The sequence below is a fragment of the Scytonema sp. UIC 10036 genome, from assembly GCF_009725235.1.
Map to the genome: position 1 here is coordinate 1 of NZ_WJFC01000111.1, position 16,774 is coordinate 16,774.

Sequence of the window (16,774 nt, forward strand, 5' to 3'; positions counted from 1 at the left end):
CAACTAACAACTAACAACTAACAACTAACAACTAACAACTAACAACTAACAACTAACAACTAACAACTAACAACTAAAAACTAACAACTAACAACTAACAACTAACAAATGACAAAGTGTTTACTGTTTGTTGTTTTATTGGTTTGGTCTTTACACGTTGCTGGGGTGTTTCAGCAAGATTTAATTAATGCGGGAGGCTGGAATCTTGTTGTCCGCTTTCTCTTGGCGGCGTTTTCACCGGAATTGAGTTGGGAATTTTTATTGTTGACTTGGGATGCTACTCTGAAAACTTTTGCCTATGCTATGTGTGGCACGTTTTTGAGTGTTTTCATTGGGTTTGTAGGTGGTATTTTATCGTGTGAGGTTTGGTGGAGGTCTGTTTCTTTAAGAGGTTTTCCAGTTCCTTGGTTAGTTGTACGGGCAATTCTAGCAATTCCTAGAGCGATTCACGAATTGGTTTGGGGTTTGTTTTTTTTGAATATTTTTGGTCTCGATCCACTGGTTGCTGTTTTGGCGATCGCAGTTCCTTTTGGTGCTATCACTGCTAAGGTGTTTTCTGAAATTTTAGATGAAACTCCTCGTGCTCCTTTATTGGCATTACTTAACAGTGGTGTTTCTCCTCTCAAGGCTTTTACTTACAGTTTGATTCCTCAAGCTTTTCCCAATCTACTTTCCTACAGTTTTTATCGTTTTGAATGTTCGATTCGTTCTGCTGCTGTGTTGGGTATTATTGGTGCGGGTGGATTGGGTTATCAAATTCTTCTCAGTCTCCAATCACTCCGTTACCAGCAAATGTGGACTTTCTTGTTTGCTTTGCTATTTCTAAGTGGTAGCACGGATTTTTTAAGTGGTTGGTTGCGTCAGCGTTTGGGTGTTCCCAGTCGTTTGGATTTAAATTTTCTGCATCTCAAGCAACGGCAAAAGCTAGTTCAAGAACGAGATCCGGTGGTGGCTTGTTCATTGGTGGGTGCTCTTATTCTATTAATCTTCTCGTTCTGGTATGTTAAAGCTGACTTTACAAAACTTTGGTCACCACGTACCGCACAACTACTGACAGAAGTTTTTCAGAATCTATTTCCTCCTGACATTTCTCTGCTCAATCAAATGTTTACCCTTTCAGCACAAACTTTGGCTATGTCCGTTTTGGCTACCACAGGTGCAGGTAGTGGTGGCATATTGCTTTCCTTTTTTGCAGCCAGGAAAATGGGGGTGAAGTCTTTTCGTTCTCTTGTCCTCCCCTTGACTCGTTTCTTACTCCTGTTTGCTCGTGCTGTTCCCGAACCTATTTGGGCTTTAATCCTTCTGTTTGTCATGTTTCCTGGAATTTTACCAGGTGCGATCGCTCTGGCTATCCACAACTTGGGTATCTTGGGGCGTTTGATGGCGGAGGTTATAGAGAATTTAGATGATAGACCATTGCGATCGCTACAAGCTAATGGTGCTAGTCATTCCCAAATCTTTCTCTACGGAACGATCCCCCTAACTTTTCCCCGCTTCCTTGCCTATATCCTTTATCGTTGGGAAGTTTGCGTTCGTGCGACAGTCATTGTTGGTTTTGTCGGTGCTGGCGGTTTGGGTCGTCTTTTGACAGAGCAACTCAGTAGTTTTGACTATAAAGGTTTGCTGACGACTTTAATTGTTCTCATAGTACTTACCTTCTTCGTAGATATGATAAGCACTATGATGCGTCAGTCTTTAAGGTGAAAACACTCACTTCTCGTTCCCAGCCTCTGGCTGGGAATGCAGCACAAGAGACTCTGCCTCGCGTAGTTGGATAGAATACTGGAGGCGGAGCCTCCCGCGAGTCATTCCCAGGCTGAGCCTGGGAACGAGAGGTCTCGAGGGGGATCGAGGGGTTGTAGATGCGGATTTAAAACTTATCTAGCACTTAAGTAATCAGCTAGTGCTTCGGAACCACCAATCAATTTGCCATCCACAAACACTTGGGGAACAGTTGATGCACCTGTCACAGCTTGTAATGTACGAGCTGTCACATCTTTACCCAAAACGATTTCTTCATAATCAATGCTACGTCCAGATAGCATGTCTTTGGCGCGAGCACAGTAAGGACAACCGACTCTTGTAAACAAGGAAACCAACTGGGGTTTCGCGGCGCGAGGGTTGATGTATCTTAGCATTGTCTCAGCATCAGATACTTTAAAGGGATCGCCTGGTTCTTCTGGCTCTATGAACATCTTTTCGATGATGCCATTTTTCACCAACATGGAATAGCGCCAAGACCGCTTCCCGAAGCCCAAGTCGGATTTATCGACCAGCATTCCCATACCATCTGTAAATTCGCCATTGCCATCAGCGATAAACGTGATGTTTTGAGCCTGTTGGTCTTTTGCCCATTCATTCATCACAAAGGCGTCATTTACGGAGATGCAGATGATATCATCTACCCCATTTTCTTTAAAAATTCTTGCCAATTGGTTGTAACCGGGGACATGAGTTGAGGAGCAAGTCGGTGTAAATGCTCCTGGAAGGGAAAAGACGATGACAGTTTTACCTGCAAACAAGTCATTCGTAGTAAGATTCACCCAATTGTGGTCTTGACGTAAACGGAACGTTACATTTGGAACTCGTTGTCCTTCTTTATTAGCTAACATGAGTAAAGCGGCTCCTTCGTAAATCTCCTGATAAATCATACTCATAATGAGTCCGACTTTTCAAGTAAAAATTGACCTACTGACGAAAACCTTTAAACGGATTCACATAAAGTTTATATTGAGACTCCACTCCGACTTCAAACTTGCAATCCGAACGAGGGTAGGCAATGCAAAGAAGCACGTAGCCCATCGCTTCTTGTGCTGGTTTGAGAGCAATTGCTTGACACTGCTCAACCTCACCCTCAATCAAACGTGCTGCACAAGTGATGCAAGCGCCATATCGACAGCCCACAGGTAATCGCAATCCTGCGGCTTCTACTGCATCCAATATGTATCGATCGCCCGTTACCTCAAGAGTAAAGTTGTTGCGGTTAACCAGTGTTATTTTATACGCTTTCATTGTTTCTTGTATGTAATAGCAGCTCTTGTCCGGATGAAATACAAGTTCATCCGCGTGTATCTGCGTGCATCTGCGGTTTTCTAACTCTTTAGTGTATAGTATTCTAGAGGAATTTAGTAAATTTACACAGGGCTTACGCATAGACCCCAATATCTTAATCCGCGATCGCAAGCAAAAGAAAATATTTACTTTTGTGAGTTTTACGCAAGCCAGAGGAACAGCGCATCAGCTATGTTGGAGTTCGATCGGGCTTCAGCATAAAAATGACTTTAAATCAAAAGCAGTTTGATATACTTATACAGAAATTGGAAGTTTTTGCACGCAAGCAACCAAGCGGATATAAATTGCGCGTAGCATTACTAGCAACGCTAGGTTACGCCTATATTTTTGCGATACTCGCTGCAACATTAACTTTGTTAGTAGGTATTGTTTGGTTGATGCTGAATACTAGGTCATTCAATGCTAATGCGATAAAAGCAATTATTTTTCTACTGGCATTTGGGTTGATTTTGGTGCGTTCTTTATGGGTATCTTTTCCAGCACCTACAGGTTTGTATGTAAAACGTAAAGATTTACCTGGTTTATATGCTTTCGTTGATGAATTATCATCCAAATTACAAGCACCGTGTTTTCATCAAATTTTGCTTGTGGATGATTTCAATGCTGCTGTTATGCAAAGACCCCGTTTGGGTTTGTTGGGATGGCAGCAAAATTACCTGATTATTGGCTTGCCTTTAATGTTAGCACTTACAACAGAACAGTTTCGCGCAGTGCTAGCACATGAACTTGGACATTTATCGGGAAATCACAGTCGCTTCGCTGGTTGGATTTATCGTCAGCGTTTAACATGGTATCGAATTGCCGAAGGACTGGGGGCTGGTGGGAATGAAACATCGTGGTTTATTTTTGAACGGTTTTTGAAATGGTACGTGCCGTTTTTTAATGCTTATTCGTTTGTACTCGCACGTATGGACGAATATGAAGCCGATAGATGTGCTGCAGAGTTAACAGGAGCTAAAAATGTCGCTGAAGCGTTGATTAATGTTGACATTAAAGCTAGATTTTTAGAAAATCCTTTTTTCTCTAGTGTGTATAAGCGGGTCCAAACAGAGATTGATGCGCCTAAAATAGTGTTTACAGAGATGAAATCAGCGTTTCTGAAGGAAATTCCTTCTACAGAAAGCAGCTTGTATTTGACACAAGCTTTGGCAAGAAAAACAAATAATGATGACACTCATCCATGTTTGCGCGATCGCTTGAATGCTTTGCAATGTCTTCCTAAAAATTTGGAAGAAATATCTTTACCCGTTACAATGAAAGTGAGTGCGGCTAGAGAAGTTTTAGGAACGGCTTTAGATAAGCTTCTAGAGCATTTTAATCAAATTTGGTACGACCAAATGACAACACCTTGGCGACAGAAGTACGCACAATTTCAGGAGTCACTTGCTACACTTAAAAAATTAGAGAGCAAATCCAAAGAAGACAAATTAAATACTGAAGAATCTTGGCAACGAGTTAAATTGACTTTAGAGTTTAAAGGAGAGTCAGTAGCATTCCCATTATTAAAAGAACTTTTAGATATAGATTCCAATGATATATCGGCTAATTATTTAATGGGGCAAGTCTTACTGAATCAACAAAATCCAAGCGGTATAAAATATATTGAAAAGGCAATGGATCGGGACATACATATAGTCGTTGATGGTTGCCAAATAATTTATTCCTTTTTAATGCAAAAAGGTGATACAAATGCAGCGCAATTATACAAACAGCGTGCAGAAAAACATTACGATAAAATGTTGAAAGCGCAGCAAGAACGGGAATGTATACAAACTAACGATAAATTTCAGCCTCATGGTTTATCACAAGCACAATTAAATAGTTTATATCAACAGCTATCAGGTTATACCCAGATTAAAACAGTTTATTTAGTTCAGAAGACAGTGGAGCATTTTCCTGAAAAGGCACTTTACATTCTAGGGGTAAAGCGAAAAGTAGGTTTTTGGGGTGAAGTAGATACGCCACAGAAAAATTCCAACCTGGTTCAACAACTTTCAGATGAACTTGAATTTCATCACAATATATTTTTCTTGATGTTGACTGGTGAGTATGCTAATTTTGAGAAACCACTACGCAAAGTGCCGGATGCATTGATTTACAAGAATCATCAAAAATGAGAACAGTGGCATTTTATGCAATAGTTTATTTGTTGTAAAGTGGAGTCCAATCTCCAGAAGCAACAAAGCTCGCCCAGTAATTTGGGTGTTGGTATTTTGGGGTCGCCAGCATGGACAATTGTGCTTCTCTCAGTGCTTCATGTCTACCTTTACCTGCTTTGAGTTTTTGATAATATTTCACCATCAAGTCTTTGGTACCAGCATCGTCCACTTTCCACAGACTTAATACTTGGCTTTGAGAACCAGCGATTGTCAAAGCACGACGCAAGCCATAAAGCCCATCCCCAACTCTAATATCACCCAATCCCGTTTCGCATGCAGATAGCACCACTAACTGTGTCCCACGTAAATCTAGTCCCGCCACTTCTAATGATGTAAGTGCGCCATCATCAGCATCCTTTGAAACTGTTTGGCGATTGTTAAAACCAGCCAAAGCCAAACCAGAACGCAGTAGGGGGTTTTCTCCTGAGAATGCAACAGGTGTTTGTAAATCAAAATTATTAAATTTAGGTTTGATTTGTTGGTCAGTGAGAAAGAAGCCATGAGTTGCCAAATGTAAGATACTGGGAGCAGAGAGCTGCTTGATGGCTGCTTCTGTGGCTTGGCTACCAGATAATATTGTTGTAGTCGGAAAAATTGCCTTGATTTGTTGTGCTTCTTCTTGGGTGTTATTTAGTCTTCCAAAGCGCAGACTACTGGCGAGGTCGTTGGAACGTCGGTGAGTCCCACCCCTAGTGGTAGATTTTGATGTAGCGGCGATGGTCTGCTGTTTATCGTAGTCAATATCCGCAAACACGACGGGAGAAGAATTGCTCTTAGCTGTTGATTGAAAGCGCAGTAAATCCCGTCCGGTGGTGAGGTAGGAAAATGCGTAGCGTTGAATCAAGTACTGACCTTTCTCATCAACGAGTGCTTCAAAGGGAATCAGTGTCAGTTGTCCATCGGGAGAAATAATGAGGTGCTTTGCTTCCCCCAGCAGTGGACGAATTGGTTCCATGACTTGTTTATCCAAGGTGCGAGCGAGTTGTTGCACTGAGGGAACATCTTTTTTTTGAGCATTTGGTTTTGATATGATTCCACCAGCGCGATCGCCTTCTGCGCTCAAAGCAATTCGTAAAGATGCGATCGACTTGTTAATAACTGAAGCTTCTCCCAAGTCTACCCACTTCGGTTCTCCAGAGGAGCGTACCACTACTGCTGCATAGCGTGGAGCGCCCCATTGTTCATTGGGCTTTTTAGCTTTGGCGTTGAATAGTCCGTACTGTACTATTTCTACCAAAGCTGCATCCTTGGGTATCTTCGCTTGGATTGCTGCTAACTCTACTGGTTGAATGGCGTTGAGAAATTCTGCACTTTGAGTACTTATGGCTTCTTCCAACTTTTGTCTTTGAGCTTCGAGTTGCTCAAATCTATCTTTATAGAGTTGGGGCGTTGTTTTTTCTCCATATACGAGTGCGGATTGCTGCTGTAGAACACTTGACCACTCATCAAATAACTGTTTGAGTTCAGGCTGATTCGTCAATTGAGAACGTAGAATTTGAACACTGTTAGCCACTGCATCCAACACTCGTCCTTTGCGGCGCAGTACAGTGGTGAGTGCGAGTTGGGTTGCTCTGGGGTTATTGCGAGCTTTTTGGAGCGCGAGAGAAATGGTAGTATCAGTTGTATGTGTAAAAGTGTTTATGTAACTTTGTTTGCGCTGTTCAGAGCCAAGAGCAAAGATGAATGCTAGGTTCTTTTCTTCAATTTCTAGCCCACGTTGTATTAAATCAATGCCATGAGCAATATTCCCCTGTGCAAGGTACAGTAAAGCCAAATTGTTAACAGAAGCGGCGACATCCGGATGTTCCTGACCCAGTGCTTTCTCTCTAATTGCCAGAGAGCGTTTAGACAAAGGTTCAGCTTGTTGATAGTTCCCCTGTTGTCGGTACAGATTAGCCAAATTGTTAATAGAAGTGGCAACACTGGGATGTTCCTGACCTAGTGCTTTCTCAAAAATTGCCAGAGAGCGTTTAGACAAAGGTTCAGCTTGTTGATAGTTCCCCTGTGCAAGGTACAGTAAAGCCAAATTGTTAATAGAACTGGCGACAAGAGGATGTTCCTGACCCAGTGCTTTCTCAAAAATTGCCAGAGAGCGTTTATACAAAGGTTCAGCTTGTTGATAGTTCCCCTGTTCTCGGTAAAGAAGAGCCAAATTGTTTATAGAAGTGGCGACATCCGGATGTTCCTTTCCCAGCACTTTCTCTCTCATTGCCAGCGCACGCTCTGCTAAAGGTATAGCCGCATCGTATTTACCTTTGTTGTACAATTCATCCGCTTGTTGATTGAGCCGGTTGGCTTCCTCTAGAGATGCTTGTTGTTCTGCTGAGAGTTGTGGTTGATTTTGCCCAACGACTGACAGAGGAATGCTCGCCACCACACCCACTGCAATGACGATCGCCATTGACAATGACATCCATCTGGTAGTTCTCCTACCCCAAGGCTTTGATTTTGATAACTGTCTCAACACTGCTTTGACTCCCCAATGAGATGAACCATCTGTATCTACCTCCAGAGCCAATAAGCCTATGCAAAAATTTGACTGTGTTTCTCTTGTCAAGCTTACTAGAGCGCCGGTTCAGAAATCAGAATTGGGCATAAAAAACCCTGTTTCTGTGCCTGAAAGTACGAGTTTTTCGTTGTCCAAATTCAAAGAAACCAGGTAGATGGCATTACTGTACCGGCGCTCTAGAACTGCGATCGCAACGTAACGTAAATGTATTTGCTTGATACCGAGCCTCGAACTACTCCCTTCCCGCTAGAAGATTACCAAAAATGTATTATAGTCAAAACAAGAGCACTACAAAACAATCTTTGGTTTCACAATTACTCCCTTCTCTATAAGATTACCAATCTGCTTTTCCTCTTGTCTTCGTGCTCTTTGCGTCTTTGTGGTTCATTTAAATAAGTAATCCTCAGGCGGAAAGGAAGTAATTTCTGGAGATATTTACAGATTACATAACTTTTCTGGCACATCTTTTCTTATTTGCAATAACTCGCCAGAAGCTTTGGGAACGGAATACACTTGCTGCAATACATCAGACCATAATTCTTTATCAGCGAAAAATTGTGCTTTTTCAAGATCGACTGTTTGCTCATCTGCTTTTTTTGCTTGCAGTTGTTTTTCCAAAATTTTGAGTTCATTAGTTATTACCTGGCGTTCTTGCTCGTCCATGATTTGAAAAGTTGAGAATATAGTAGGATTATCACCGAGGAAGCCTTTCCACTCATAGCTACTTCCCGGTTGTAGTGTTTCGCCTGTATAGATTGCTAAATTTTTTTGCTCAACATCAGATAAACTCCAAAAATTATTATCGCTGCGTACCTTTGACACAGCTATTTTCTTTAAATTACCCTTCCATAGAAAAAGCGGCTGAGTACTATAAATTTTTTCATTAGGAGTCACAAGGCATAAACTTCGTTTCGGATCGCGTGAAATAGGACGTTGTTTTTTCCGTTTTACCAACCAATGAAACACATCTGACCAAGAGGATACGTATGTTCTTGTTTGACCTATGGTTATTTCTGGTGTGATTAGCAAAGCAGGAACAACTGCTATTAATGCTAAACCAACCCACGTCAAAAAGCGAATTCTAGCGCTCTTATTTATCATTGTGATTCCTCAATCCGAATAATGCATAAATCCAAAATGTCGCGGATGGTAAAAATAAAGGTACTAAAAGGCTTGCTGATACATACATTTGCATCGATATCAACGCATAAATTCCAGTCCCACCCGCAAGTGAAGTCATAAATAAAGAACAACGGCGTTTGGTATGCTGATGTTGAGCCAGCAACAATTGTACATATTTTCCCAAAAATGCAGCAATACCAATCATCCACATGTCGGGAATTGGAATGATGAGGTGTTGTTTGAGCAAATTTTGAATCATGTAAGCATTGATTTCTACCCCTGTAAAATCTTGAAGAAAACGACTGGAAGAATTTTGCGATCGCCAATAAGCGACTCCCATTGGTAACGGAAAAGTATCGCTGTGAAACTTTGATAATCCAGCTTCTTCATATCCACCAGCGCCTATGAGTACAACTTGCTGTTTTAACTTGTCTTGGTTGAGAGTCGTATTATCTTTTCGGAGAAAATCTTTGGCATTAATAACCTGATAAACTTGATTGGGTGGTAGGGAATAGTCTATAATTGGATACAGCCAAAGTTGACCCAAAGACTCAGAAAAGTTTGTGAATCGTGAAAGACGTAATTTTTGTAATTTTTGCGTAAGGGATGAATTTTCTGGAAGTTTTCCCAAATCCTTAATTAAATCTGTACGTAAATCATTATTTCTTGATAATTGTGGTTGTAGTAGATTTTGGGTTGTTTTTTCTTGATTGAGCAAAGCCACTAATGCTGTTAAGTAAGTAAAAGGACAGCTTTGTATACAATCTGTACTTCTACTGACTAATGATAAATACCCAGGAGATTTGTCAACATAACCTTGTAAGGCTTGATTGAGATTAGCAACGCTCTTATGTACACCTTGCTCTTGATTATTCTTAACTTGGGCTCCAAATATAAACCAAGTCCCATTTTTGTTGATAGAGTTTTTCACAGACGTAGCTAAGATTGTATCGTCATCTGTTACTCTATCAAAAAGATAATCAACACCAACAACTTTAGCAGGAATTGTTGTTAATTTATCGATGATTTTTGCAAAGTAACTACGGTCTATTGGATTAAATTTATGAGCTTTAGTACCTGCTTCATTCAGTGATGCTTCATCGATATGGATGAGTAAAACTGGTGGAGAGGTTTCTGACGGTAATTGTTTAGTAACATTGCGATAAACAGCTTGCATTCCAACTTGGAAGTCTAGTAAAGCTTCTTGTACGGGTGGGAGAAGACTTAAAATAACTAATGTTCCTAATGCTAGAGTTTCACGACGTGTTGGTAACCAGTTTATAATTTGATGCTGAATGCCAAATGGTTTTAAGCGGAATAATTCCGCATTAGGATGACGAAATAAGGAAGGAATCAGGTAAGCACTGGGATAAGTAAGATTTTTTTCAGTTTTGAGGTAATCAGTTGCTGCTAATAATGCTTCGTGGACATCTTTATATTCTTTAATTGCATTCAAAAATTGAACAAAAAATTCTCCTGCTACACGGTTATGTACCTTTTCTCGCATAATTGCTACTTGGCTTAAACCCAAATCAATGAGTTTGTTAGCTATACTTAAGCCATCACAAGAATTAAAAAGAGCGAATTGTAAGCCATTTGCGATCGCGGTACTTAAAGGTTTTTCGATTTCACTTAAAGCAATAGTAACATTGGGGGCGATGGATAGTTGACCGCCAGTGAAAGTAGTTTCATTACTGTGACCTGCAAAAAAAACTATATCCCAGTTTTGAGTTGTTAGAAGTGTAACGATTTCATTTTTGAATTCATTAATATCTTGGTTTGGTTTCCAACGAAGGACTTCAACTGAGGCTTGTTTTTTGAGGGATTCTACAGATCGTAATTCTTCTTCAAAGCTTAAACCAGTTTCGTCTCCAAAGATAGCTAAAAATCTAGCTTTTCTGGGGCTTTTTTTATTTAAGTTAGCACCTTCTTGACGGATATTGAGCGGTTGACGCACAATGCGGAGGTTACCAGGTGCGAATTCAGTGCTAATCTCCCATGCTTCCCAAGGTAAATGCTCTAATTCGGAACAATTACAACTGATAAAAATATCAATGGTGTTTAAAGAATTATCTTTGACGCTCTTGTTAATCTGTTCCAATGCTTGCTTACTGAGCTTTATCCGAATGTCGTGCAATTCTTTACTGCGTAACCATTGATGAAATTCATATAAAAATTTTGCCTCTGCTTGGACTAATTTTGCTTGCAAATCTACAGGAGGTGGTGCAATAATTCCTTTATTTACGACTTTTCCACGCAATTGATTGCTGTAGAAATTACAATAAATTTTATGCCATTCATTGTGGGATAATATAATGTCTTCAGGATAAAACAGTGCAGCAGTGATGTGCTGATTCTTACCCCACGACAGTTCAAATAAACAAGTTCTATCAACTTTTTGAATTTTGAGATAAAAGTTATTCATTAGTTACTTATTATTTGCGCTCGACCTCTGCTCTTCTCTCTGCGCTCTCTGCGCCTCTGCGGTTAAAAACTAATTTATTGAACCGCAGAGGACGCAGAGGACGCAGAGGAAAGAAGAGTTTTGTTAGTTTTTCAGTGTCTCTTATTTCTCACCCTCTAGGGGGTATGTAGTTTCTGCGATCGCTCTATTTCGTCAAATCGAAGGCGAATGGTGGTAAAGTTAGCTCTATACCATCGCCTAAACTTGCAGTCACAATAAACTTTTCGTCCCATCCGCCAACGACACGAGTATATAAATACGAGCCGCGCTGTTGTGGACTCAGTTCCTCTTCTACCAAAATACCAGTTTGGTCGCTCACTCGTAACTTCAAATTTTCAGGTAGAGCATTTGGTAAAGGCGTGGCTAAAATCAATAGCAAGCTCCATGTATTTGGGTCATCTCCTGTGGATGAATTCCATGTAACTGCATATAATCTTAAGGAGACTCCTGCTAACAAAAAATTTTGGTATCCACTTCTGGCTACCAATGATATTTCTATACCTTGTGCTTGTAGTTGCGATTGAATTGCTGCAAATTCTTCTGTGGGGCTTCGCATTGCTCCAGCTTCTCTAAATCTTGGTAATAATGTCCACGAGAGCTGCTGTCCGATTTCATCTAATTCATCCCATAACCAGCGCCCTACATTGATTGCTGGTTGTGTTATTATTTTTATCAAGTCAAATAAATGCTTTTGTAGAGAAGCAATTTGTCTTTCTACTTCATTGTTGGTTTGCAGGTTGTATATCCAATCAATTAATTCTGGAGTGGTTAAAACGACGCTTCCCTGTTCCCATGTTAAAATCTCCCACAATTCTCTTTCTGGCGTTTGTAATTGCGGGAGTAGGGAGACTAATTGACTGTCTATGCTGGATAATGTTGGCTTGGGGTTAGCTGATACAGTTGGTAAAGAAATTCTTTCTGGTTCTAAAGCACGTAAATACAATAATAAGCGGTTGGGATCGTTGTCAAACCAAGTTAAAGGGATTGGATAATTCCAATCTGCTTGCGGATAATATATTGCAGGTGAGGCATTGATATTTGCTAGCAATTCTAAGTAGGAGATAAACCCTCGAACTACCCCACACTCTTGTTCTTCTAAAACTTCTACTAATACATAAAAATGGGGGATAAATTCGCTTAATTCTACAATCGCTCTTGGTAAATACACTTGTTCTTCAAAGGAACTACCAAGGGTTATTAAGCCCACTCTAAATTTACCAACTTGTAAATTAGTAACGGTAGGAATTAGGTTTGCTAGCCCTGGTTTGGCAATGGTACATCGGGAATAATCTACCATTAGGTTATCATCGCGTTCTTCTAACCATTTTTTAAAGACAAACAACGCTAAACTGTTTAAGTAAGTTTGCCATTGACGCCCATGACTGGGGATTTTGCTACTTCGTTCTATCGCTTGCGTTATTTCATGGGACTCAAGAACAATAGCTTCTACTGATAAACGTTCAAATTCAAGAGACATGGGTAAACTATTCATAACTATTTTCTTAGAGAAATAAGGGAAGAGGTAATTATCAAAGGTTGAAGTTTGAAGAAGTTGTTAAAGTATTTTTTGTACGTTTAGTTCATGGTAGCGCTCGTGTTAATTATTTTGATTTGTTCAGTTTCTAAATTATGACATAGCCTTTTAGATAATAAACTCATTTCTAAATGGCTTTGCATACTGGCAGATTCTATTTCTGCTTGTTCGATCAAATTCTTCATTTGTTCATCAAGTGCTTCAGCAATTTGCTTTTCTAAAGCCACCAAACTTTCAACTGTCGTGTATTCTTTTGCCAAGTTCATAACACAGTCTCGTAATTTCTCTAATGTCTTCTGTCCTACATCAGCACGAAATTCTTTGAGTTTTAACAATCGAGTGACTTTATATTGAGCTTCTAATCCTAATTGTTTGGCAATTTGACTCATGGTTAATCGCTGACAATGAAATAAGTGCAACGCTTGCAGGAATTTAATAGCCTGTTCTTCGTGTTGTCTCTGAAACTTTTTTACTCGGAATTTTATCACCTCATCTAACGCTTTATCCAAACAAGCTAACATTTGTTGTCGATAGGATTTTAAAAAATTTGCTGTGTCATCAGTGTCTGTCATTATATTAGCTGTTTCGGGAGCAGCAACTTGCTCAATTAGAGCGTAATTTTCATTTAAATGTGCATCTAAAGATTCCGTGGGAAATAAACCACTTCGTACATGAGTTCGGTACTGTCGCAGTTTGTCTGCAAGAGTTTGTAACTGTAGCATCACAGTTTCAGCAGATAAGTAATGAAGTCCTTTTATCTCTAGAATTTTAGCCATTTGTTGTAATTGTTGAGCGGTGGGTGGATTGCACTTACCTCTCGCTCCTTTGGCACGTTGTTGCCAGCGATCGCTACGGTATATGCTGTGGTATGCTTCAAGAATTTTTTGTGCTTGCTCGATTTCTCCTAATGTGAGAGAATAGAATTCATGAAAAATCTTTGGTAATTGTTGGGGTCGGGTATCGTTGAGAATAGCCCAGTCGCTTACAAGGTACAACCCGCACTCTAAGAAGAATCTATTGAGTTGTTTGTGCTGCTTGACTTTTTGACTTACCCAAGTACTGAGATGGCTTTTTTTACTATCGAAACTTTGTAAAATTTCTCTAGCAAAGGATTGATAGGTGGTTGATGGCTGTAAGCTACCATCATCATCAAGAACATAAGGCAATAAATCGCGATGTGTAAAACCGTGAAACTCACCAAATTGTCTTGCAAGCTGTAAGCACGCTTGTTCAATTAGCCAGGAAATAAAACAGAGCAAACAGCGCTTGGCTAGCAAGCTTTGTTGACTGAAAGCATCGCGAGAGAATTCTAGCAATCGTTGTTGTATTGCTGTATCTGCAATTTCATTGAGATTGGTGACATCCGCGAAGTTATCAGCAAAAAAAGACTTGGCGTTTTCGAGTTCTCTAGTTTTGCGATCGCCTGTCCCATCAAGTGTGACTAATGTCCAGTATTTTAACTGAGTCATTGCTAGTTGTTCATTTTCTCATCTCCTCACTATTTCTATTGTTACCTCACCACTTCTAAAGTTACAGACATGGCTGCGAGTTTCGTTGTATCCACACCCCGCACTCCAGGTGGTAACTGTGTATCTCTAGCATTTGTCCCGCTACGAGTAGCTGTGTCTAAATCTGATAGTAATTTCTCTGTGACATCCAAAAACTCGTCATTTGTAGAGAATGCCCCTCGTTTGGGACTATTCTGTTCCGTTGCAATTCTTTGGAGTGCTTTGAGGGATTCTCGCAATGGCGATGTGCTGGTGATAATCAGTGCTTCAGTCATTCCTAATGGTTCGCTGATAGTAAGCGTCATCTCATCATTGTCAGGAATAGTTCGCTTTTCACCGGGTGGTAGCAATACTGCATTTTCTACTGAAACAAGTTGATTATCAGGAAAGATAACTGCCATGTCACCCGCAGCATCGATAACTAAAATGCTGAGGTAAAGAGGAATAGAGTCTTGATTTTCAACTTGGAAAGCTACTTGCGTACCAAGAGGTAATTTAGGAACACCATCTATAATATTGACGGGTTTTGCAAGTTGTTTTGTAATACCACCCCGAACTGTAAAAGTTTCGCTGACAATTTTTTGGCTTTTAGCAATGTTCATCGAAGCAGTCACTTTTAACCGAGATGTATTGGTATTGCTTAGCATTTGCTTGACAATTCGCGCTGCTAATAATGATTTAAATTTGGATTTTAAACGCTCTACTGCTGTAGTGACAGTTTCATTTGCATCGGCAAAAGAATTAGGAATGATTTGGTCAAGAGATGGCAAAAATAAACCAAGACTCCCTACAGCAGGGATATTTAGTGTTTGCATTTTTTGGAATTGTTCGTATCTTTCTTGAGTCATGCGACCAAAAATATATTGCACCTCTTGTTGCCTTAATGGTAAAGGCACAATGCGATTGAGTGCTTGTAAAGCTTGCTTTGCCTGGAGTGTAGTATTGCGATCGAAAAAGTCATCCAGTCCAATTTTTAATGTTATGTCACTGGGAATGCCACGAAGACGTTCTTGTAAAAGCGTTCCCGGTGTTAATGGTATGTTTCTCTGTAAAGCTGACGTTAATTTACCTTTTGCAACCAAGCCCCGACGAGATTCTAATTGGATAGTGCCTCCTTCTTTACCGTTGGCATCAATAATACTAAACACAGCATTCTTTTTATCAAAGGCATCAAGAGACTGGGGATCTACACCACCCAACCACAACTGTACTTCATTACCTTTAATTTCAGTTACGACTGCATCAGCATAGGATTTTGAAAAAGGAGTAAAATAAAGAGGTGGATTAAAACCTTCTTTGAGGTTGGCTTCTAATTCTGGATTTTGAATGGCAGAATTATTGTATGCCAGACGTGCGGTAGTGCGACTGACATCAGAAAATACATTTTTTACAGGCTCATTGGCTGTTTTTTGCCATAGAGACTGAGTCAAAGCATAAGTAAAGGCTCCTGCAAAAAAACCACTGAAAGAAGCATCAACCGCAAGCTGATCGCGTTTAGCCGAAGCCAACACAACCCCTTTCGCAACATTTTGACGGCGCAACCTGATATATTCTGATTTTTCCAGATTCAGCCGTTTCAACCATTGGCGCTGATATTCAAATTCTTTTGGCGTAGCTTGGAACTTCTCACCTCCAGAACGGGAACGGACTACAAAATTCCCCCGTGTTGCACCACCAGAATGGCAACAATCTAAAACAAAAGTGACGTTATCTGTTTTTAATGCATACATGAGTAAAAACAGCGTGTGACCCATGATATCTGGCACGATACCACCTTGAGAAAGATATCCTTGGGGTAAACTGGAATCAACCGGAACAAGCGTGCTGTTGAGTCCATCTTCGTTATCTTTATCTGGATCGACTACTCGCGAACCGTGTCCGGAAAAGTGGAACACAACCACATCACCAGGTTTTGCTTGCTCGATTAAGTGTTTTTCAAACTCATTCAGGATATTTTGGCGTGTAGCTTGAGCGTTGGTAAGTGTACGAATATCATTGGGATTAAAACTAAAGCGATGAACCAGCAACTCTTTTTGTAACAGGACATCATTAGCGCAACCTTCCAGTGGAGAAATACCATTTTTGTATTCGTCAATTCCCACCAGGAGAGCCAGTTTGCGCTTAGAATTTTGAGCGAGGACTTGAGCGTATCTATCCCCCTGCTGCATCATATCTAACTGGCTTAAACCAATTGTCGCCAATGCAGAACCTGTAAATTGCAGAAATTGACGGCGTTTGATAAAAGACATAGGTTTTTGATTATGGATTTTATATTTTGGATTTTCTGGTTATTTATAGCTCTGGCGGTGTGGGAGGGTATGCAAGAACTTGCGATCGCTAAATTATATGGAGTTGCATTCAGGGAGACAAGGGGGACAAGGGCGACAAGGAAGACAAGGGCGACGA

10 protein-coding genes are annotated in these 16,774 nt (G+C 40.3%); 2 read left to right on the forward strand and 8 right to left on the reverse strand.

Annotated elements, in window-relative coordinates; translation table 11 throughout:
- Positions 1 to 108 precede the first annotated feature (108 nt).
- Positions 109 to 1,704, forward strand: a complete 1,596-nt coding sequence (locus F7734_RS37205; protein WP_155749494.1) for an ABC transporter permease subunit — start codon at positions 109 to 111, stop codon at positions 1,702 to 1,704.
- Positions 1,705 to 1,877: 173 nt separating this feature from the next.
- Here the strand turns inward: F7734_RS37205 and F7734_RS37210 are convergent, their stop codons facing one another.
- Together F7734_RS37210 and F7734_RS37215 are read right to left on the reverse strand one after the other, a co-directional pair.
- Positions 1,878 to 2,612, reverse strand: coding sequence for a glutathione peroxidase (locus F7734_RS37210; RefSeq protein WP_155749519.1), 735 nt, complete (start codon positions 2,610 to 2,612; stop codon positions 1,878 to 1,880).
- Between the two features lie 76 nt (positions 2,613 to 2,688).
- Positions 2,689 to 3,012: a 2Fe-2S iron-sulfur cluster-binding protein gene (locus tag F7734_RS37215; protein WP_155749495.1), complete on the reverse strand. Its 324-nt coding sequence runs from the start codon at positions 3,010 to 3,012 to the stop codon at positions 2,689 to 2,691.
- Positions 3,013 to 3,275: 263 nt separating this feature from the next.
- Between F7734_RS37215 and F7734_RS37220 the strand changes: the two genes are divergently transcribed.
- A complete protein-coding gene (locus F7734_RS37220; RefSeq protein WP_155749496.1) occupies positions 3,276 to 5,189 on the forward strand; it encodes a M48 family metallopeptidase in 1,914 nt (637 codons plus the stop codon).
- A 25-nt stretch (positions 5,190 to 5,214) separates the two neighbouring features.
- Here F7734_RS37220 and F7734_RS37225 read toward each other — a convergent pair whose 3' ends face one another.
- From F7734_RS37225 to F7734_RS37250, 6 genes are all read right to left on the reverse strand, one after another.
- The gene (locus F7734_RS37225; protein WP_243147300.1) at positions 5,215 to 7,788 is read right to left on the reverse strand and encodes a CHAT domain-containing tetratricopeptide repeat protein; all 2,574 of its coding nucleotides are present in this window, start codon (positions 7,786 to 7,788) and stop codon (positions 5,215 to 5,217) included.
- Positions 7,789 to 8,175: 387 nt separating this feature from the next.
- Positions 8,176 to 8,841, reverse strand: a complete 666-nt coding sequence (locus tag F7734_RS37230) for a hypothetical protein (protein ID WP_155749497.1) — start codon at positions 8,839 to 8,841, stop codon at positions 8,176 to 8,178.
- A complete protein-coding gene (locus F7734_RS37235) occupies positions 8,831 to 11,287 on the reverse strand; it encodes a CHASE2 domain-containing protein (RefSeq protein WP_155749498.1) in 2,457 nt (818 codons plus the stop codon). Before F7734_RS37235 ends, F7734_RS37230 begins: the two co-directional genes overlap by 11 nt.
- A gap of 184 nt (positions 11,288 to 11,471) precedes the next feature.
- On the reverse strand, positions 11,472 to 12,818 hold the full coding sequence (locus F7734_RS37240; RefSeq protein WP_243147301.1) for a DUF1822 family protein: 1,347 nt from the start codon (positions 12,816 to 12,818) through the stop codon (positions 11,472 to 11,474).
- Positions 12,819 to 12,901: 83 nt separating this feature from the next.
- A complete protein-coding gene (locus tag F7734_RS37245) occupies positions 12,902 to 14,329 on the reverse strand; it encodes a hypothetical protein (RefSeq protein ID WP_155749499.1) in 1,428 nt (475 codons plus the stop codon).
- A gap of 41 nt (positions 14,330 to 14,370) precedes the next feature.
- Positions 14,371 to 16,617 carry a caspase family protein gene (locus F7734_RS37250; protein WP_155749500.1) on the reverse strand — a complete coding sequence of 749 codons (2,247 nt, stop codon included), beginning with the start codon at positions 16,615 to 16,617 and terminating at the stop codon, positions 14,371 to 14,373.
- Positions 16,618 to 16,774 lie beyond the last annotated feature (157 nt).

Bases quoted from the DNA above. Each gene is read 5' to 3' on its own strand.
- F7734_RS37205 (WP_155749494.1), top strand. From the start codon at position 109: ATGACAAAGTGTTTACTGTTTGTTGTTTTATTGGTTTGGTCTTTACAC.
- F7734_RS37250 (WP_155749500.1), bottom strand. From the start codon at position 16,617: ATGTCTTTTATCAAACGCCGTCAATTTCTGCAATTTACAGGTTCTGCA.
- F7734_RS37210 (WP_155749519.1), bottom strand. From the start codon at position 2,612: ATGTTAGCTAATAAAGAAGGACAACGAGTTCCAAATGTAACGTTCCGT.
- F7734_RS37235 (WP_155749498.1), bottom strand. From the start codon at position 11,287: ATGAATAACTTTTATCTCAAAATTCAAAAAGTTGATAGAACTTGTTTA.
- F7734_RS37220 (WP_155749496.1), top strand. From the start codon at position 3,276: ATGACTTTAAATCAAAAGCAGTTTGATATACTTATACAGAAATTGGAA.
- F7734_RS37215 (WP_155749495.1), bottom strand. From the start codon at position 3,012: ATGAAAGCGTATAAAATAACACTGGTTAACCGCAACAACTTTACTCTT.
- F7734_RS37230 (WP_155749497.1), bottom strand. From the start codon at position 8,841: ATGATAAATAAGAGCGCTAGAATTCGCTTTTTGACGTGGGTTGGTTTA.
- F7734_RS37245 (WP_155749499.1), bottom strand. From the start codon at position 14,329: ATGACTCAGTTAAAATACTGGACATTAGTCACACTTGATGGGACAGGC.
- F7734_RS37240 (WP_243147301.1), bottom strand. From the start codon at position 12,818: ATGAATAGTTTACCCATGTCTCTTGAATTTGAACGTTTATCAGTAGAA.